The 17,925-nt window shown below is 61.1% G+C and carries 17 protein-coding genes; 5 read left to right on the forward strand and 12 right to left on the reverse strand.

The window, feature by feature from the left end; all coding sequences use genetic code 11:
• Window positions 1-12 precede the first annotated feature (12 nt).
• Window positions 13-483, reverse strand: a complete 471-nt coding sequence (locus LJ656_RS24435) for a carboxypeptidase regulatory-like domain-containing protein (protein ID WP_230512091.1) — start codon at window positions 481-483, stop codon at window positions 13-15.
• Window positions 484-938: 455 nt separating this feature from the next.
• Between LJ656_RS24435 and LJ656_RS24440 the strand changes: the two genes are divergently transcribed.
• The 3 genes from LJ656_RS24440 to LJ656_RS24450 all read left to right on the forward strand — a co-directional run bounded on the left by LJ656_RS24440 (window position 939) and on the right by LJ656_RS24450 (window position 6,207).
• Window positions 939-1,838 (forward strand): DMT family transporter, encoded by a 900-nt coding sequence (locus tag LJ656_RS24440; protein ID WP_230512092.1) that lies wholly within the window; start codon window positions 939-941, stop codon window positions 1,836-1,838.
• A 127-nt stretch (window positions 1,839-1,965) separates the two neighbouring features.
• Complete coding sequence (locus LJ656_RS24445; RefSeq protein WP_230512093.1) at window positions 1,966-3,468, forward strand: chemotaxis protein CheB; 1,503 nt, start codon at window positions 1,966-1,968, stop codon at window positions 3,466-3,468.
• Window positions 3,469-3,495: 27 nt separating this feature from the next.
• Window positions 3,496-6,207, forward strand: a complete 2,712-nt coding sequence (locus tag LJ656_RS24450; RefSeq protein ID WP_230512094.1) for a response regulator — start codon at window positions 3,496-3,498, stop codon at window positions 6,205-6,207.
• A gap of 207 nt (window positions 6,208-6,414) precedes the next feature.
• Here the strand turns inward: LJ656_RS24450 and LJ656_RS24455 are convergent, their stop codons facing one another.
• From LJ656_RS24455 to LJ656_RS24490, 8 genes are all read right to left on the reverse strand, one after another.
• On the reverse strand, window positions 6,415-6,651 hold the full coding sequence (locus tag LJ656_RS24455) for a hypothetical protein (RefSeq protein ID WP_230512095.1): 237 nt from the start codon (window positions 6,649-6,651) through the stop codon (window positions 6,415-6,417).
• A gap of 213 nt (window positions 6,652-6,864) precedes the next feature.
• Window positions 6,865-7,377: an OmpA family protein gene (locus LJ656_RS24460; RefSeq protein ID WP_230512096.1), complete on the reverse strand. Its 513-nt coding sequence runs from the start codon at window positions 7,375-7,377 to the stop codon at window positions 6,865-6,867.
• Complete coding sequence (locus tag LJ656_RS24465) at window positions 7,374-8,081, reverse strand: M35 family metalloendopeptidase (RefSeq protein ID WP_230512097.1); 708 nt, start codon at window positions 8,079-8,081, stop codon at window positions 7,374-7,376. The genes LJ656_RS24460 and LJ656_RS24465 overlap by 4 nt, the downstream gene beginning before the upstream one ends.
• Window positions 8,078-8,497: a hypothetical protein gene (locus LJ656_RS24470; protein WP_230512098.1), complete on the reverse strand. Its 420-nt coding sequence runs from the start codon at window positions 8,495-8,497 to the stop codon at window positions 8,078-8,080. Before LJ656_RS24470 ends, LJ656_RS24465 begins: the two co-directional genes overlap by 4 nt.
• A 723-nt stretch (window positions 8,498-9,220) precedes the next feature.
• Entirely contained in the window at window positions 9,221-9,970 is a 750-nt protein-coding gene (locus LJ656_RS24475; RefSeq protein ID WP_230512099.1) for a MipA/OmpV family protein, read from the reverse strand.
• A gap of 143 nt (window positions 9,971-10,113) precedes the next feature.
• Window positions 10,114-10,989, reverse strand: a complete 876-nt coding sequence (locus LJ656_RS24480; RefSeq protein WP_230512100.1) for an alpha/beta hydrolase — start codon at window positions 10,987-10,989, stop codon at window positions 10,114-10,116.
• Window positions 10,986-11,744: a DUF4118 domain-containing protein gene (locus LJ656_RS24485; RefSeq protein ID WP_230512101.1), complete on the reverse strand. Its 759-nt coding sequence runs from the start codon at window positions 11,742-11,744 to the stop codon at window positions 10,986-10,988. Before LJ656_RS24485 ends, LJ656_RS24480 begins: the two co-directional genes overlap by 4 nt.
• Before the next feature lie 64 nt (window positions 11,745-11,808).
• Window positions 11,809-12,795, reverse strand: coding sequence for a GNAT family N-acetyltransferase (locus LJ656_RS24490; RefSeq protein WP_230512102.1), 987 nt, complete (start codon window positions 12,793-12,795; stop codon window positions 11,809-11,811).
• Window positions 12,796-13,596: 801 nt separating this feature from the next.
• Here LJ656_RS24490 and LJ656_RS24495 point away from each other — a divergent pair.
• Both LJ656_RS24495 and LJ656_RS24500 read left to right on the forward strand, forming a co-directional pair.
• A complete protein-coding gene (locus tag LJ656_RS24495; protein WP_230512103.1) occupies window positions 13,597-13,800 on the forward strand; it encodes a cold-shock protein in 204 nt (67 codons plus the stop codon).
• Window positions 13,801-14,076: 276 nt separating this feature from the next.
• Complete coding sequence (locus tag LJ656_RS24500; protein WP_230512104.1) at window positions 14,077-14,301, forward strand: hypothetical protein; 225 nt, start codon at window positions 14,077-14,079, stop codon at window positions 14,299-14,301.
• A 29-nt stretch (window positions 14,302-14,330) separates the two neighbouring features.
• Here the strand turns inward: LJ656_RS24500 and LJ656_RS24505 are convergent, their stop codons facing one another.
• The 3 genes from LJ656_RS24505 to LJ656_RS24515 are packed head-to-tail and all read right to left on the reverse strand — an operon-like array spanning window position 14,331 to window position 17,893.
• A complete protein-coding gene (locus LJ656_RS24505) occupies window positions 14,331-15,260 on the reverse strand; it encodes a D-2-hydroxyacid dehydrogenase (protein WP_230512105.1) in 930 nt (309 codons plus the stop codon).
• 18 nt (window positions 15,261-15,278) lie between these two features.
• On the reverse strand, window positions 15,279-15,989 hold the full coding sequence (locus LJ656_RS24510; RefSeq protein WP_230512106.1) for a GntR family transcriptional regulator: 711 nt from the start codon (window positions 15,987-15,989) through the stop codon (window positions 15,279-15,281).
• Between the two features lie 32 nt (window positions 15,990-16,021).
• A complete protein-coding gene (locus LJ656_RS24515; RefSeq protein ID WP_425606000.1) occupies window positions 16,022-17,893 on the reverse strand; it encodes a TRAP transporter large permease in 1,872 nt (623 codons plus the stop codon).
• Between the last annotated feature and the right edge of the window lie 32 nt (window positions 17,894-17,925).

Raw genomic sequence — 17,925 nt, forward strand, 5'->3', positions numbered from 1 at the left:
CCGCGACCAGGCTCAATGGCTGGACGGGAACGAGAAGACCGCGCGTCCGCTGCCGTTGCCATGGACGTTGACCGTCTCCTTCCTGGTCACGCTGCCGTAAGTCGCGGTGACCGTATAACGCCCGGGGGGCACCCGCGCGAGCAGGTATGGCCCCTTCGAAGTGGTATCGAGCACGGTCGTGCCGCCTTTGGCAATCCGCACCTGGACGTCGGCCACATAGCTCGAGCCGGGCCCGGTGAACTGCAGCGACAGCGGCCACTGCCTGCGTGCCTGCCGCAGCGCCGCCGACTCGTCGCGACCCACGCCACCCGTCACGTACGATACGTCGCCCTGCTGCTGCGTGGGGGGCATGCCGGTCCTATGGATCTCGTTCGGGGCCGGTTGGGAGGCGGTCTGCGCAATCGCACCACTTGCCTGACCAAGTGCAAATGCCGCGACGAGCAGGGTCGACGCGAGCAGGGGGGCGTTGTGTTGCATTTTCATCGTGACTGCTCCTTTCAGTGATGTCGGCCGCGCATCAAAAGCAACTGTCCGCGAGGCCGACGGCAAGTCTCAGGTGAAATACATCGTAAGAACAGATAACAGGCGCGGGCATTCGCGAATCAGCCGCGAATGCCCGCGCTACCGAATTACTGCTGGTACGACACACGGCGGTAGAGCCGGCCCGTCAGTCTCCGCCGCACTGTAGGGAAACATAGTACAAACGGCAAGTCAATTCCAACACTGGTTTGACCGGCTTGAGTGGGAATCCGGTCGCGATAGTGCGACGCAAAAGGCATAGGTGAGATTTCCGTGACAGCGTCGGTTCTCGTAGTGGGAAGCGTTCTTATTGTCGGCGCGGTCCCTGGCGGCCCACGAACCGCCGTTGGACAGTCGCTGGCGAATCACTGACAATCTGGCGACTCTGCAACGAGGCCCTACGACAGCCGGAAGCGTATATGCGCCCCAACCTTCTAGTCTCCGACCGCACCGCCCAATATCAAACGATCGCGCTAATACTGATATCGATGTTCTGTTTCGCTGTCGTCGATGCACTGGGCAAAGCAGTGGCGCTCAATTATCCAGCGAACGAAGTCACGTTTTTTCGGATGCTGTTCGGCATCGTGCCTGCCGTACTGGTCAGCGTTAGGGGCGGGCGGTTAACCGCCCGTGTCAGGAATATCGACTTGCGCGGACAGACAACGCGCGCGATCACGCTTCTCGGAGCTTCCGCTCTATTTTTTGCGGGCTTGCCGTATCTGCCGTTAAGTGAGGCCGTGGCGATTGTCTATTCGGAGGCGATCTTCGTCGTTGTCCTCGCCCCGATGCTCATCGGCGAGCGCCTGTTGGCACGCAATGCGGTCGCCGCGTGCGTAGGCTTTCTCGGAGTGCTTCTGGTCGTCCGGCCGCAAGGTAGCCTCGCGAATCTCATTGGTCCATCTTTGCTTCTGATGAGCGCATTGTGTGGCGCGCTTTCGATGATTCAGATCCGCAAGCTCAAGGTCGGCGACGACTCGAGCATCACTGTGCTTTTCTTCACGGTTTTCGGCACTGCGGTTACCGGTGTTTCTCTGGCGTTTGCGTGGAGGACGCCGACGCTTGACGACCTGCTCATCATGGCACTCCTGGCTCTATTCGCCACAGCCGGCCAGCTGCTTTTTACAGTAGCAGTACGGCGCGAAGATGCTGCGAAGCTTGCTCCGTACACCTACACGAGCATCATCTGGGCAACGCTGTTCGGATTCTTCGTATGGGGCGAAACGCCAGGCTTGATTTCAGTCCTGGGAATCATGGCGATCGTCGGGAGTTCGATCGCGGTGGCGATTCGCGAAGAGCCACCCGAAGGCCCGGCGCTCTAGCCTGAAGCAAGCCGGGATGTAAGCCGTTTCCACCCTTTCGCGGACCGCCGTATGATGGGTGAATCCCCTGCGGACAGACGATGGCGGGTTGCAGACGGCCCATCGTCGCAGTGCAAGCGAGGCCGCTATGAATGCGTCGATGCATCCCTACGAAAGCTGCGCAAGCGAAGGGAGTTACGACGTCGTGGTGGTCGGTGCTTCCGCCGGCGGCCTTGCCGCGTTGCTCAAACTCGCCGCGGGTCTCGGCCCGGACTTCGTGCTGCCCATCGTGGCCATGCTGCACCTGCCGCCCGGCGCCGCGCCCGAAAGCGTGCTGCAGCACCTGAAACTGCGCATCGAACGGCTTCACAACGGCAAACTGATTGGCCCCGGCACTCTGTGGACGTGCCCGCCCCGGTCGTTCGTCGACCTGCTGCCGGACGGCACTGTCGTTGTCGCCGACAACCCGGAAGGCGCGATGGGCAAGCCGATCGACCGACTCCTCGTGTCCGCCGCGCGCAGCTTCGGCCCGCGCGCGATCGCCGTTATTCTGAGCGGCATGGGCAACGACGGCAGCGCGGGCGCTAACGAGTTACGCGCGGCTGGCGGTCGCGTCCTCGCTCAGTCGCCCGACTCCTGCGAACGCGCCGACATGCCCGCGGCGGCGATCCGGATCGGCGCAACCGACCTCGTCGTGCCGCTGGCCGATCTCGGCGATGTGCTGGCGGAACTCGCGCAGGGCGCGCCGCACGCCCGCACCCGGGCCGAACTTCGTGCGATCGTCGCGGCCTTCGGCGAACAGGGCGACGTTGCGCTCGCCGCTCGCGAGCGTGATTGGCATGCGACGCCGCTGGGGCCCGCACTGGGGTGGCCGGAGCCGTTCCGGGCCCTCGTGCGCGAAGGGGTCGATTCGCCGCATGCCGTTGCGCTCTGGTGGGGTCGTCAGCAGGTCGAGGTTTACAACGAGGCGTGGAACACCTTTCTCGGTGCGCGCCATCCGGCTGCGCTCGGCCGGGAGGCCAGACTGAACTGGGACAGCGAATGGGAGCGAATCGACCCGTTGGTCGAGCAGGTGCTGAACCAGGGGCGGCCCGCGGGCAAGCTTGATCTGGCGATGCTGGTGCGGCGCGGCGGCGCCACTGAGGAGGTTTTTGCCAACCTGTCGCTCGCCCCGCTGCGTGACGCCGCCGGGCGTGTGGCGGGGATACGGTGCATGCTCTGGGAGACTACGTTCGACGTAATCGCGCAGCGCCGCATGCGCCTGCTGCACGAGCTCGCGGTACGCCAGGCGGAAGCTGCGACGCGCCACGAAGCCTGCCTCGCCGCGGTCAGCGCGTTGGAAACCGACCGGGCTAATGTTCCGTTCGGCCTCATCTATCTGCTCGATCCGCGCGGTCTGCAGGCAACGCTCGCGGCTTCCGCGAACCTGGTTGCGGGGTCGGTCGCGGCACCGCACCTCATCCACGTTGCGTCCACCCATGCTGCCGGCTGGCCGTTGGCGCGGGTTGTCGGCGAACCCGGAGCGGCTTCGGCCGTCCCGACGCTGGTCGACCTGACCGACGGCCGCCTGTCGGAGCTGGCCGAAGCGCTCACCGACGAGTCCGGCTGCCCGCGGGCGTCGCAGGTCATGCTGGCGCCTCTGCGCGCGTAGCCGACCGACCCATCGCACGGCATTCTGGTGCTGGGCCACGCGCGGCATCGGCCCTACGACGGGGCTCATGCCCGCTTCGTTGAGACACTGGTACAGCAGATCGCGGCCGGCCTTGGCAACGCCCGTGCGAAGGAGCTGGAGCGCGAACGTTCGGACCGGCTTGCGACACTGGACCGTGCCAGGAACGAGTTTTTCGCGAACGTCAGCCACGAGTTCCGAACTCCGCTGACGCTGCTGCTGGCACCGCTTGAGGCGCTGAGCCGGGAGCGCGGCGCGCTACCGCGTCACGTCGAGGCGGACCTCGATGCCGCCGTGCGCAGCGCGCGGCGACTTTTGCGGATGGTGAACAGCCTGCTGGACTTCTCGCAAATCGACGTGCGCGGACGCAAGGCGCTTGTCGTGCAGACGGATCTCGGGCTACTGACCGTCGACATCGCCAGCGCGTTCCGCAGCGCGATCGAGGCGGCAGGCCTCGCGCTGCATGTCGACATCGCGCCCACTCTTCCCGCGGTGCCGGTCAACAGCGGGATGTGGGAGCAGATCGTCTCCAACCTGCTGGCGAACGCCCTCAAATTCACCTTCAAAGGGTCGATCACCGTGCGGGTCAAGGCGCTGCGGCTGCATGCGGAACTCGAGGTGAGCGATACCGGTATCGGTATCCCGACCGGCGAGATGCAGAACATCTTCAAGCGCTTCCACCGGGTGCGCGGCTCACAGGCGCGTACCTCGGAGGGCGCGGGCATCGGGCTCGCGCTGGTGCACGACCTGGTCCATCGCATGGGTGGCCAGCTGACGGTGCGCAGCATCGAAGGCGAGGGAAGCACCTTTACTGTGTGGTTGCCGCTCAATGCACAGCCGCTGCGCACCGAGGTCGTCGACGGCGATGGGCAGCCGTCGCAGCCGCTGCTGGCGACGGACCTCGCCACCGAAGCGGCGCGCTGGCTGGCACAGCCGGATGCACCCCTGTCGGACGTGGTGGAAGATCTGCTCGATCCACCTGTACCCGAAGCATCGCGGCTCGCCGGCGGACATCTGCTGATCGTCGACGACAACGCCGATCTGCGCGCCTACCTGCGCCGCCTGCTTGCCGGCCGTTGGGGTGTGACTTTGGCAGCCAACGGCGCCCAGGCGCTGGCGCTCGCGCGCGAGCAGGTGCCGGACCTGGTGCTGACCGACGTGATGATGCCGGCGCTGGACGGCTTCGAGCTGCTCCAGCAGATCCGCGAGGACCCACGGCTCGCGCATGTGCCGGTCGTCCTGCTGACCGCGCGGGCAGGCGAGGAAGCCGGGATAGAGGGGCTCCGGGCGGGCGCCGACGATTACATCGCCAAGCCGTTCTCTCCGCGCGAACTGATCGCCCGGCTGCAGGCGGCACTGGAGCGCGCACGGGCAGACGCCGCGTTGCGTGACAGCGAGGCAAAGTACCGCCGGCTGATCGAATCGATGGATGAGGCCTGCACTGTCGTCGAAGTGATGCGCGATGCACGAGGCGATTGGGCCGACTTTCTTTTCATTCAGGCGAACCCGGCTTTTGTCAGGCAGACGGGCATGCCTTTCCCGGTGGGCAAGACAGCGACGCAGCTGTTGGGCACGCCCAATCCCCGCTGGGCAGAGCTTTACGGGCAGGCCATCGACTCCGGCCAACCGTTGAGAGTCGAAGAATCGGAAGGCACGCTCGGGCGCACCTTCGATCTCAACATATTCTCGGTCGACACCGCACAGAACCGGGTCGCCGTCATCTTCGCCGACATCACCGAACGAAAGCGCGCCGAGCGCGCGCTGCGCGAGAGCGAAGAGAAGTACCGGCAACTGTTCGAGCGCATTGACGAAGGCTTCTGCATTTTCGAGATGATTTTCGAAGCAGAAAAGCCAGTCGACTACCGGTTCATCGACGTCAACCCTACTTTCGAACGACACACGGGGATCGTCGACGCGAAAGGGCGCCGGATGCGCGAGATTGCCCCCGATCACGAGCAGTACTGGTTCGATCGCTACGGCCAGGTCGCGCTGACCGGCCAGGCCCAGCGTTTCGAGGCCAGCGCGAAGGCGTTGGGCGATCGCTGGTACGAGGTCCACGCGTTCCGCATCGGCGAGCCGGCGCAGCGCAGGGTGGCCGTCGTCTTCAGCGACATCTCGCAACGGCGCCGCAGTGCCGCGGCCTTGCGCGCGAGCGAGGTACGCACGCGCCGGCAGAACGAGGCGCTGCAACTGGCCGCTCGCGGAGCGCCACTTGAAAAGTCGCTAAACGTGGTCGCCGAGATGGTTGTGGCCGAAACCGCTGGCCAGGCGCGAACGGCGTTCTACATCGCCGATCGCGAGGGCAAGTACCTGCACCCGGTGCGCAGCGCGGGCAACATGCCCGACGCATACCTCGATATGGTCGACGGCTTCGTGATCGGCGAAGACTCGCTCGCGTGCGGGCTCGCGGTGCCGACCGGCCAGCCCGTCCTGACCCGTGATGTGCTGGAGGAGCCCCGCTGGGCGGCGTGGACGCACATCGCGCTCGCGCACGACTACCGCGGTTGCTGGTCGTTTCCGATCAAGACGCGCGAGCATCAGGCGGTCGGAACCCTGGCGATGTACTTTCGCGCGCCACGCGAGGCGACACCGGACGACCTGGCGTTTGCCGACATCGTGACGCAGACGGCCGCCGTCATCATCGCCGGCCATCAGGACAAGCAGGAGCGCGAACGCGCCGAGGAGACTCTGCGGCAGTCGGAGGCGAAGTATCGCGCGTGATTCGCGCCCACGGTCCGGTTGCCAGTCAGCGCTATGCGCGAAGCGCAACCCTGCTCATGCTACTCCGCCTGCGGAGCCAGCCGTGGATGGTCGCACATGCGCTCGCAGCCATCTTTACAAAGTGGACTTATTTCAATTTCTATCTGGTTGACGAGAATCCTGCCGTCAGGCAATTTTTTCGCATGCACATCGGTCAGTGTTTTAGGTTCAACATATATCTCCGAACTCCGAACTCCGGACTCCAAGCTTCACCAGAAGTCTCTTAACCACCTCACCACGCCGATCCTGCAAGATATCCAGATCACGCTCGCCGATATATGCGCCGGAGACTACGATAATCTGAAGCTCCACATATGGAAGTCTCTGCCATTCCTGTGCTTTTCTCACAGCTTTTTCGATTGCCTGCCGGTCATCCTTCGAGAGCGCTGTCGTGTTGAATGGCAACTGTAGATCCACGTGCTCAACAAAGCGACATCCGGTGGAGGTTTGCCGCTCCGCCTTCATGCCGTCGACTACTTGCCCTGAGAAAGCTGGTCCGCAAAGACTCACGCATAAGCTAAACACGCCGGCAAGGGTGCGGAACTTGTAATCATATTTTTTCTATTTCGTCTGTATCAAAAGTGGCTACATATCCGGCTACTCTCACCACTCTTGATGCTATTTCGGCCGTGGATCATCGCACATCCATTGACAACTGCCCGCGCAGATCGGAGTCAATTCGATGTAGATCGCTTGAACAGCGGGTTCGCCGTCGGGACGCTTCACCACAAAAAAATCCGTCATGGTTTTAGGCCAGACGTATATCGCCTCGCTTTTCATGCCCAGTTCCGTCAAATACGCTTTTACCAGCTCGCCGCGACGCTGTTTCAGATTTTCCAGATCGCGTTCGCCTGTATAAGCCCCAGCAGTGACAAATGCCTGAATATCGACCTTTGGCCACGCCTTTGTACCTTCAAAAGCCGCTGCAATTGTCTGGCGCTGTTCTTTCGAAAGCTCGGTAGTGTTAAATGGCAACTCCAATTCAACGCTTTTAAGGAATCGGCAGGTTCCCGCCGGCTTTGGAGCCACTTCCTGCGAGTGCTCGGCGTAAGCCGATTCGCAACTCCACACGCACAAGGCGAGAGCGACGGCCAGAGCGCGACACCGTAGATTGAGTCTTGTGGCTTTCATTTCTTTTCGATATCGAAAGTTGCGATATATCCCGTTATGCTGTCCGCGTTCTCAAACGCTCGTTCGGGATTATTGCTAGCCCAGAACCGTGCCCCGGCTTCCGAGTCCACATAAACGTGATCATCGGAATTGAAAGTGTCGGTGAAGTGGGTGCATTCGTGGATAATCGTCTTCACCTTGCAACCTACCGACAGCCTGCCGAACGGTTTCTCGCAGTAAGCTGAATGGATAGCGATAATCCGCTTTTCCGAATCGGGCTTGCACACTGAGGCTTGGGAATCCGGTTTGTGTGGTTTGAGGCTACATGACATCGGTTTACCTGTTCGACTGTCCCATCGAATTATATTTTCGGGTACCAGTTGCTGCATCGCCTTCATCAATCGCGGCAGTCTCGTGCCGAGATACGTTCGCATTTCCACGTCTGAGCGGGCGAAAAAAGCTTGCGCGCGTTCCTGCTCCTTTTCTTCCCAGAGTGCCACGGCCTTGATACGTTGTTTGATCAAGCTGACGCCGATATCACGTGCCCTCATGACTTCCTTTCTGAACTCCTTATTGCTCATGTTCGGGCAGATCGGCGTCGTATTGATCACCACTTCCACCAACGAATTGGGGTTCGTATTTGTCCATGTTCCCGGATGAACAACAATCCAATCGTCATCTTCTACTTCCGTCGGAACTCTGAAGCCATACTCATTGCTATTCATACCTCATTCTCCAATTCGAGCGTTACATACTTTGATTGCGGGGTCGCGATGCGCTCCGTCATGCCTTCTGAATCTGTTACTCCGGACTGAATCGGTTTGCCTCGCGCAAGAATGCGATATGGAACGTTCGCGACGGGATTGCCTTCGTCATCCTTGACGACGTACCGCTCGTAGTAACGACCCGGTGAGCGAGGAATGCACTTGCAACCCAACGTCTCTCCGATCGCCTGCCGCATGTCGTAACCGCTTGGCAATGCCTTGATAGAACTGGTCGGAATCATTTCGCCAGTCTGCTGGTTCATCGTTTGTGCGTAAGGGACATCCGGGAAGCTCTTGAATATCTTGAATGTCACGCGGCAACGAATGCACTCCTGTCCGTTCGCCCCCTCGAACGCTTCGTTGAACTTCTTTTTCATGTCCGCAATGATGTCCGCTGCGGGCCGCATCCTCACAGCCATATGGTCTCCCATTGGTGAATGGCGCGCATCGCGTACGGGGCATTCCGACCGCACTGCAACGCAACGCCACCGGTTACCCTCAGTTCTTATTGGTCTGAGGTCGGATGGAAGCTAGCGCGATTTCGTCGCACACGTCTTTAGGACTTTTCCTAAAGAACTCCTTTTCTTTGGCCTAAAAACAGCAAAGACGACATTTATCAAATCGGAAGATAGAAGCAGAACGGGAGTTGGCGGGAATGAAGCGGAGGATAGGCCGACCGAACGGCGGCCCGAGGGGGGAAAAACCTCAACGGTACTTTGAAATGCATATGGAGCGTCATCACTAGCTGGCGAGTTCGCCGGAACCTTCAGCTTTCCTGTATGACCTTCGATACCGCTCACGGTGTAGTCGCAAGCGCGTCGCGGTCGAGCGTTGCGGGCGTAGCCGCCAGCGCATCGAGCGCGGCCGCCTGAGTCCTGCCGCCGTCAGTGTGCGGCTCGCGCGTCCAGATTCGTCCGCGCGGCAACAGACGGCGCAGCGCGGTGGCGTAGTCCGAACGGCTGATTCAGTTGGGCTCCCGTTTGCGGGAAGCGGAGATCAATCCGCTTTTCGTTCTGCCGGAGGGGAAGGGCGTATAGGCGGCCGACGGGGCGGCGGAGTCAGGGCGGCCAATGCGAGACCCGTTGCTCACCGCGTGCCCGTCAAAACTTGTAGTTCAACGCGGTAAACGCGGTAATTTCAGTGCGCTGCTGCGTGATCGGACTGCCGCCCGCATATCCCTGCAATTTACCCACCGTGCACAACACCGATCCCGTCCAGTGCGGCGAGAAGTCATAGCTTGTATAGCCGGTCAGGTGCACGTCGCGAACCCCGGACGAGGTCCGATACGCAGGAAGAGCCGACGCGGCACTCTGCTGCGCGGACACGCCGAATATCGTCTTCATATAGACCGCATTCGCCCACGTGACACCCGGCCCGATCGACACCAACCAGCGCGATGTCACCGGCAGATTCGCCGCAAGATCCGCGCTAAGCAGAAGACCCTGACCAGTCCCGGCGATGTCCTGAAGCGCCGCCACCGAACCCATCAGGAACGAGTACGAGTAATCGGCGAACAGCTTGAGTTTGGGACCGGCATGGACGTTGCCCAAGCCATGCAGACGAGGATCGTCGGATTCGCTGCGCGACTGGAAGTCGAACGTGATCGACGTGCCGACGTGATACGTATCGCTCTTCAGCCAGTTCACGCCGAGCACGTCGAAACCTTGCGAGAAGATCCGGTTGTCATCGTAAGAGATATCGAGCGAAGGCAGCGGCAACACGCTGAACGCGCTCGAACCCGGATACTTCGGCGAAATCATGACACCGGGGCCCACCGAGATCTTCCATTTCGACGCGTTACCCGTACCGGACGACACATCGGGGCTCGTCGCGCCGGCCGTTGCGGTCACGGGAAGATCTTCGGCCGCCGCGGTGCCCAGCCAGGCTGCGCAGAGCGCCGGCAGGGCCAGGCGTAAAACAACAGAACATGTCATTCGAATTCTCAAACAAACATAGGTAGCTTCGACAAGCCGTACGGCTCACAGGCGATCACTCAGTTGCCCACTGCCGCAATCTGGCGGAGTCTTCGCGCAAGCGCCTTCGACACGACCGGAGCAGTCCCGTCGCCGGCGTGGCGCGTGGCGTCGCTCTCGCGCAGGAACATGACGATCTCCCGCGCAACGATCTCGCGCTCGTTGTCCGAGGTGATCATGTGATACGAATCGTCGAGATAGATAGTCCGCAAAAAACTCGCGCCGATTTGCGAATCGACGAAACGCGCATTGAGCGGGCTCGCTGTTTCGTCGTCGATCGCGTGGATGATCAGGGTGTCCGCCTTGATCGCCGGAAGCTGCCGACGCACTTTGGCCGACAGGCGGCTCGCTTCGTGTAGCGCAGGCAGCGAAATCGTCGACGGCCCCACTTCGCTGATGGCGTCCTTCTGCATCGCGCGCGCGATCTTCGCGCGTAATGCTTCGTTCTTCAACCCGTATGGCTCGCCTTCGCGATAGCGCCAGCGGTGGCGCAGCGGTGTGTACCAGGCCCAGCCCAGCAGGAAGCGATACCAGGGGATCGCCCAGCCGTCGTATTCGAGCGTCACGGAGAGCAGGATCAACGCCGCAGCCGCCGGCCGCTCGGCGGCGAGCGCAATCGCGAGCGTTGCCCCGATCGACAGTCCGCAGATCGACACAGTGTGATATTTCGCCTTGAGCGCATCGAATTCGCTCACGGCCGCGGCGAGCCATGCTTCCATCCGCTGCTCAGTCGTTCCCGCACTGTAGCCGTCGAAGGTCGGCGCGATGACCGTATAGCCTTCCCGATACAGTGCCCGCGCGAGAAAGCGCATTTCGAGCGGCGAACTCGACAGCCCATGCAGCAATAACACCGCGTGCTGGCCTGCTTCATAAACGATGCTTTTAACCGGATTCATGCCGGATCTTCCAAACGGAACACGAGGAAGTCGCCTGCATGGGTCGTGAAGCGCTCGGCGATACAGACAATCGCCCGATAGACGCCCCCAGTGCCGATCCTCACGCGCTGGCTGCCAGGATGGGTGGTCGCTGAGAGCCGCACGAGATCTTCGGGGTGCAGGCTGCCGAATCGCGTCCCTTCGGCGATGCCGGGCTCGCTTGGGGCAGAGCCCGCTGCACCGACGGCGCTCGCGCGCCGCTCGAATGCCTTGATCAGAACGATGTCGTCGTGATAGTGCGGCAGATGCCGCAGCAGCCGATGCGTTTCATCAGCAGCGCGGCTCGCCAGCGCCCGCTCGTTGTCGAGCCTCAGCAGCATTTCATAACGCGATTGAGCGACGCTCGCGATGAATTCCGCGCGGAACTGCGCGCGACGCAGCCGCTCGATCAAACAGATCACGACCAGCGTGATCAGCGGGTATGAAATGACGAGCGCGAGATCGGATTGATCGAGCGTGGCGATCGCTCCGTATGGCGGCACGAACAGGTAATCGGCGATGAAGAGCCCCAGAACCATCGCGACGATCGCGCGCGTCATTCCGAAGAAGTACTGGACGAGCGCCGCGGCGAGCAGAAAGGCGGTACCTGGCATGATGGGCCCGAGGAGCGGATGAAGCATTATCCGGACGGTGCCCGCGGCGATGACGGCGAACGCGGTGTAAAGCCAGGGTCGGATTCCCCGCGGTGCCCAGCGATTGGAATTTTTTACTTTCATATATCTTCGAAACAGTGCAACGACCGATGCGAGCTAACTTGTGCGCCAATGCACGCGGCCAGCTTCATCGCAACTCTGATGCGGAAGGCTCGAACATCCCCTTCAGAAGCGTAAGAACGCGATGTACCAGCGGATTGGTGTGGCGGAAATAATTCCAGGTAGGCACTTGGCGTGCGCCGAGAATCCGCTTGAATTCGTAGGACGTCGCGCCAAGTTCCGCCTCGCGATAACGCTCCCGGACCGCGTATTCGATGGTGCGAACGAACATCGCGAAGTACAGCCCATAGGCGTCGCTGCGTTCATAATCCAGCCCGACGTAGCGATTGACCAGCACCCCATTTCTACCGATCAGCTGGGTAAAACCGATCAATGTATCGCCCTCGAAAAACAGCAAATACTTGCTGATATGCGCGGTGTGCGCAAAATAGTCTGGCGTCAGCCGCTCGAATTTAATGTCGGCCTTCTGCCAGGTCTTCAGGTACAGCGCATAAACCCGCTCAAGCAAATGCGCAGGCACGCCATCATGCTCCTCGTAACGCAGTGGCGCGGCCTTCTTGAGCTTGCGTTTGAGCAGATTGCGACGATCGCTCTTCAGGGACGAGAAGTAGTTACTGTCGAGTGACACGACCGGCACCGGCAAACTTTTGGCACATACGAAAGCCGGAAGCGGCAGCCCTTCGGGGAAGCCCTTGAACGCGAGAAGCCGGGCCTTGTTCGACAACGCGCGCTGAATGCAGGTGAGCGTCTCTTCAGACACCTCGCCTTCGATCTGGCCGTAGTCGGTCGTCGGATTGCCGATGCAGCCGAGCCTGAACTTTATCCAGCTCAACGCCGTTTTTAGCGCACCATTGGGCAACAGCGTATTGAGGTGAAAATCCATCACGAAATAAGGCGCCACCGTTGCCAGCCGATCGTCGCGATACACCGCGAAATAACCGAAATGACAACCTTCAATTTCTGTTCCGCGGAGCGATTCATAAAATGCGCCGCCTTCCGGTAAGTCTTTCAAAAAGCCTTCGGGAGGATGCTCCAGATCTTCGAGTCGTAGCATGACGTGGCGCGCGCGAGCGGGGAGAGTGAGCGGACAAAATCTGGCGCGCAGATTATGCCAGCTTTATGTCGCTTAACAGTAAGCGCTTACCGGTCAGATGCGGTATCGCGTTCGCTCCCGGCTTCACGTCCGTGCAGCGCGACTCTTCCCAGCAAACCAGTGGTTCACATGCACCGAACTACCGACACCATAGTCCGCGAAGCTTAGGAAACACTTAGCGAGACATCTGCCAACCTTTGAGGTGTCCAATGAAGTCTGTTCCATTCTGTCTATCGGCCCCGGCATATAAGGCTTGAGAAGTTTATTTGTCGAGTTTTTAAGGCGCTTAAGCGTTTCTTAAGCATTTATCTGAAACTCAATCCGCGCCGATGGAAAGGCCGCACACGCAGGTGCTGGTCATTAAGACCGACCGTAGACCACCCAGCACGCCCTCGGCCGCTGCCCTTCGAGAGCAATCGTTGATGGCAAGCCCGGGATCAAGCTCAAGGACTGCGCTCGGAGCGGTTGCTGCCTGCCAGCTCCGTCTAACCTGAGCGCGATGCCACGCCATGCCAGGCAAGGCGCTGAGCCCCGGAGCCGCCGCATCCGTTGGTTCGCAAAACGGACTGTTGGCCAAACAGTTACAAGATAAGTATTGACGCTGGCGTCATCCGCCGGTTAGTGTGGCGGCCGAAGTTCAAGAAGTTCGATTGCTGTTCATCAATTGCTCGCTCCTCAGCGGTATTCGTTGTCCTCTCCCTCCTTGACGCTTCATTCGCTGCTCACCAGAGCAATTTCCGCATTTTTTTTCAAGGATTCTTCATGGATACCGGTACCGTAAAGTGGTTTAACGACACCAAAGGCTTTGGCTTCATCACCCCGGACAAGGGCGGCGACGACCTGTTCGCGCACTTCTCCGAAATCAAAAGCGACGGTTTCAAGACGCTGGCTGAAAATCAGAAGGTGACCTTCGAAACGAAGCAAGGCCCGAAGGGTCTGCAAGCGGCTAACATCAAGCCGCTGTAAAGTTTGAAGGGCCCGGCCTCCGGAGACGGACGCCGGGCTGCAGCGACACCCTCGCGGAGCACTGTCTCCCAAAGTTGGCGCGATCGCTTTTAGCTGCATCTGTTGATTCAGCAGCCTGCCAAGCGCCATACGCCTCGTTGCACCTCACTCCCCTTGGGCTTGAACGCCCGCCTTTGCTTTTCCGAACGCTTCGAATCCGGCTAGTAATGGCTTTGAATCGGCGTCTCCGCGCAAATTCGCAAAGAGCGCGCTTGCCCGCATATCATTAAAATTAAAATGCAGAACCAACAAATTCACCACTACAACGGCTATGCCGTTCAACCCTCGACGCACCGTTTGCCCGACGGTAGTTTTTCATCCAACCTGCTGCTCGAACGCATCGATAGCATGCGTGCCGAAGGCCGCTACCAGTTCTATTCGCTGGACTACTTCAAGAGCGAAGAGCAGGCGCTGCAGCACTCCACACGCTGGGCTCGCAACTGGGTCGACACGCGCGGTTAAAGCGACGCGCCAGTTCGAAACGCTCAATTTCAGCGCCGCGCGTAATGCTGTTCGATGCCTTGCGCGAGCTGTGTGACGAGCCGCTGCATCGCCACCTGAGTCCGCCATGCGACATGTGGAGTCACGATCAGATCCGCGCGCGCGCGGGTCAACAGCGGATGATCGACCGCTGGCGGCTCCTGCTCGAGGACGTCGAGCGCTGCATTCGCAATCAGCTTGCGGTCGAGCGCCTCGATCAGCGCCCCCTCGTCGACGATGCCGCCGCGCGCGGCATTGACAAGCGACGCGCTGCGCTTCATTCGCTCAAATTCGGCGAGACCGAACAGATGCCGCGTTTCGTCGGTAAGCGGGCAGTGCAGGCTGATCACATCCGCCTCGCGCAGCACCTCGTCGAATGCGGTGTAACCTTCGCGCACCGCCGTGGCGTGCCTGCGCTCGGCGAACAGCACACGCATGCCGAACGCGCCGGCCAGTTCGGCGAGTCGCTTTCCACCGTGACCGGCACCGACGATGCCGAGCGTCGAACCGTGCAGATCCTGGACTGGATGCAGTTCAGCGTAAAAAGTGGGTGACCCGCTCCAGCGTCCGGCATAAACGTCGTTCCAGTAAGGAACCAGATTGCGGCGCAGCGCGAGCATCAGTGCGAACGCGTGCTCCGGCACGGAGATCGTTGAATAGCCGGGACACGCGACCACTCCGATGCTCCGTTGGCGGCATGTTTCCATATCCAGATGATTGACCCCCGCGGCCGGCACGCCGATCACTTCCAGTTGCGGCAACCGCGCGAGCATCTCCCCCGTCAGCGGCACTTTGTTCGTCACGACGATCTGCGCGTCGCGGCAGCGCTCTACCACCTGTTCTGGCGTAGTGGCCGAATATTCGACCCAGCGATGTGGGAAGGGAAAATCGGGAAGATCGGCCGACAGCGTCGCGCGGTCCAGAAATACGATGGTTTTCAACAGGCTACTCCAACCTCATTAACGTTCGGACGGGCTCGTGGACACGGTATCGAGCATGCGCTTCTTGCCCGTCTGCACGTGATTCTCGAAAGCCTGTGCAGCGGCGTCGGCGTGACCCGCACGTAGCGCCTCGAAAAGCTCGCGGTGTTCTTTCGAGGAACGCTGCATCTGCGCGAACGAATACACGCCTTTGTGAATGTAAAGCGTCAGTTCATCTTCGACAGCCTGGTTGATCGTGATCAGCCGCGGATTCTTGGTCGCTGCCATGAGTTGACGGTGGAATTCGGTGTTCAGCGTCTGATACACGAGGCTGTTGCGCTCGGCCACGGCGGAGTCCATCTCGTCAACGAGAAGGTTCAACGACTGCTCCTCGTCGGTGGTCAGGCGCAGCGCGGCGAGACGTCCCGCCGTGCGCGCGAGCCCTGCTCGAATCTCGTAGAGATCCATCGCCTCTTCTAGCGAGAGCCGCCGCACTTCGGCGCCCCGATTGGGGACGATCCGCACGAGCCCCGCCTGTTCGAGCGAGCGCAGCGCCTCGCGGGCCGAATTGCGGCCCACGCCGATCTGGTTGGCGAGCGCCTGCTCATTCACGCGTTCCCCGGGGCGCAGGTCCCCCCGCTGAATCATCGCGCGCACCTGTTCGCGAATGTCGTCGAGCTTCGACGCGATTACCTCGGGCGCGCGCGCGTTCCCCTTGCCGTTCGGTTCACTGTTAAACACGTTTTTCATGTCGATTGCCCTTTCTGTGCTATTCGATGCCTTTATTTTGCTTGCAGAAAACCCGTCGATACCCACGGAACCAGCACTATCACGATGAGGGCCCCCGCCAATGCGCCCAGATACGGCCAAACGCGGCGCATCGCGGTGGACGGGTCGACCTTGCTGACCGCGCACGCCGCATAAAAGCCTAGGCCAAGCGGGGGGGCGAACAGGCCCAGTCCCATCGCGAACACCACGACCATTGCGTAATGCACGTCCGAGATGCCCATCGCGCGCGCGATCGGAAACAGTAGCGGCCCGAACAGTACGATCGCCGGGATACCTTCAAGAAAGCTGCCGAGCATCACGAACGTAATCGCGGAGATCGCGAGGAAGCCGAGCTTGCCGCCGGGCGCAGCCATCATCAACGTGGCGAGTTGCGCGGAGAAGCCTGACTGCGCGAGCGCCCATCCCATCGCGGTTGCACACCCGATGATGATCAGAATCGCGCCGGACAGCGACGCCGTTTCCACCAGAATAGGATAGAGCCGGCTCCAGTCGAAGCGGCGATACAGTAGCAAACCCACCACACAAGTGTAAGCGACGCCGATTGTCGCCACCTCCGTCGCCGTCGCGATGCCTTCGACCACGGCCGCACGGATCACGAAAGGCAGCGCGAGCGCAGGCACAGAGATCAGCAATGCGCGGCCGACCTGGGCCGCGGAGGCCCGTTGCACGCCTTGCAGGCTTTCTCCGCGGCTTCTGAACCAGACCACTGCCGCGAGTGCCACCGCGCCGACCACGGCCGGCATGAAGCCGCCGGTGAACAGCGCGGCAATCGAAACGCCGGTTACCGATCCAATCGTGATCAGCACGAGGCTGGGCGGAATGGTTTCCGACATGGCCGCCGCCGAACTGAGCATGGCGACGAGGTCGCCCTCATTCGCACCGCGCTTTTTCATTTCCGGGAACAGGCCCGGCGCGAGCGCAGCCATATCCGCCACCTTCGAGCCGGAGATGCCGGAGACGAGGTACATCGCGCCGATCAGCACATAGGCGAGGCCGCCACGCTTGTGCCCGATCAGCGAGGCGAGGAAACGGATCATCGCTTCGGCCAGCCCCATCGCTTCCATCAGCGCGCCTAGCAGGATGAACAGCGGGACGGCGAGCAGGATCAGGCTCGACATCCCCTGATTCATGGTGCTCACGACAATCGTCAACGGTGCGCCGGTGACGGTTGCGAGATAAGCAAACGTGCACACCCCGAAGGCGACCATGATCGGCACACCGAGACAGATGATCGTGACGACGCCGACAGCGAAAAACAGGAACAGGCTGACTGCGGTCAGCGGCGCGAGCGCTTGCCGTGCGAAATAGAGCACCGTTGCGACCCCGGCCACCAGCACGAAAGCCTTCACGCAATCGCGCAGTGACGAGTGCTCGAGCAGGCGCGTGACAGCGAGCACGAGCATCAGTACAGCCGCCACGGGAATCGCGGCAGCGGGGATGGCATTGGGCAGATCGAGCGCCGGCGTGCTGATGATCCATTCGTTCATCGCCCAGTCGGTTGCCGGCCGTACCAGCAGGAGCACGAAGGTCATCACGATGAAATTGCCCAGCGTTTGCGCAAACGCGCGGTTTTGCGGGGACATTCTGGCAACGAACATCGTCAGCCGCAGATGTTCGCCGCGCCGCAACGCCACCACTGCGCCGAGCATCGACAGCCAGATGAACAGGATCGACGCGAGTTCGTCACCCCAGATCAATGGCTGCTGCAGCACGTAGCGGCAGAAAACGTTGGTCAGCAGCAGCACCACTTCGGCCACTAGCAGCAACGCAGCGGGCACTTCGGTGATCCACTTGATGGCCGTTTCGAGTGCGCTGCCGACGCGCACGACCTTCGATATCGCGGGTCGTTCGTTCGGCGTGCCCATGTCGTGGGCGAACACCTGCTCGGGATGAACTC

It is taken from the genome of Paraburkholderia sejongensis (assembly GCF_020880815.1).
GTDB classification, from domain to species: Bacteria; Pseudomonadota; Gammaproteobacteria; order Burkholderiales; family Burkholderiaceae; genus Paraburkholderia; species Paraburkholderia sejongensis.

What these genes read in the sequence shown, in the direction of transcription:
- LJ656_RS24435 (WP_230512091.1), bottom strand. Translation starts at nt 483, where the DNA reads ATGAAAATGCAACACAACGCCCCCCTGCTCGCGTCGACCCTGCTCGTC.
- LJ656_RS24440 (WP_230512092.1), top strand. Translation starts at nt 939, where the DNA reads ATGCGCCCCAACCTTCTAGTCTCCGACCGCACCGCCCAATATCAAACG.
- LJ656_RS24445 (WP_230512093.1), top strand. Translation starts at nt 1,966, where the DNA reads ATGAATGCGTCGATGCATCCCTACGAAAGCTGCGCAAGCGAAGGGAGT.
- LJ656_RS24460 (WP_230512096.1), bottom strand. Translation starts at nt 7,377, where the DNA reads ATGAAAGCCACAAGACTCAATCTACGGTGTCGCGCTCTGGCCGTCGCT.
- LJ656_RS24465 (WP_230512097.1), bottom strand. Translation starts at nt 8,081, where the DNA reads ATGAATAGCAATGAGTATGGCTTCAGAGTTCCGACGGAAGTAGAAGAT.
- LJ656_RS24470 (WP_230512098.1), bottom strand. Translation starts at nt 8,497, where the DNA reads ATGAAAAAGAAGTTCAACGAAGCGTTCGAGGGGGCGAACGGACAGGAG.
- LJ656_RS24480 (WP_230512100.1), bottom strand. Translation starts at nt 10,989, where the DNA reads ATGAATCCGGTTAAAAGCATCGTTTATGAAGCAGGCCAGCACGCGGTG.
- LJ656_RS24485 (WP_230512101.1), bottom strand. Translation starts at nt 11,744, where the DNA reads ATGAAAGTAAAAAATTCCAATCGCTGGGCACCGCGGGGAATCCGACCC.
- LJ656_RS24490 (WP_230512102.1), bottom strand. Translation starts at nt 12,795, where the DNA reads ATGCTACGACTCGAAGATCTGGAGCATCCTCCCGAAGGCTTTTTGAAA.
- LJ656_RS24495 (WP_230512103.1), top strand. Translation starts at nt 13,597, where the DNA reads ATGGATACCGGTACCGTAAAGTGGTTTAACGACACCAAAGGCTTTGGC.
- LJ656_RS24500 (WP_230512104.1), top strand. Translation starts at nt 14,077, where the DNA reads ATGCAGAACCAACAAATTCACCACTACAACGGCTATGCCGTTCAACCC.
- LJ656_RS24510 (WP_230512106.1), bottom strand. Translation starts at nt 15,989, where the DNA reads ATGAAAAACGTGTTTAACAGTGAACCGAACGGCAAGGGGAACGCGCGC.
- LJ656_RS24515 (WP_425606000.1), bottom strand. Translation starts at nt 17,893, where the DNA reads ATGGGCACGCCGAACGAACGACCCGCGATATCGAAGGTCGTGCGCGTC.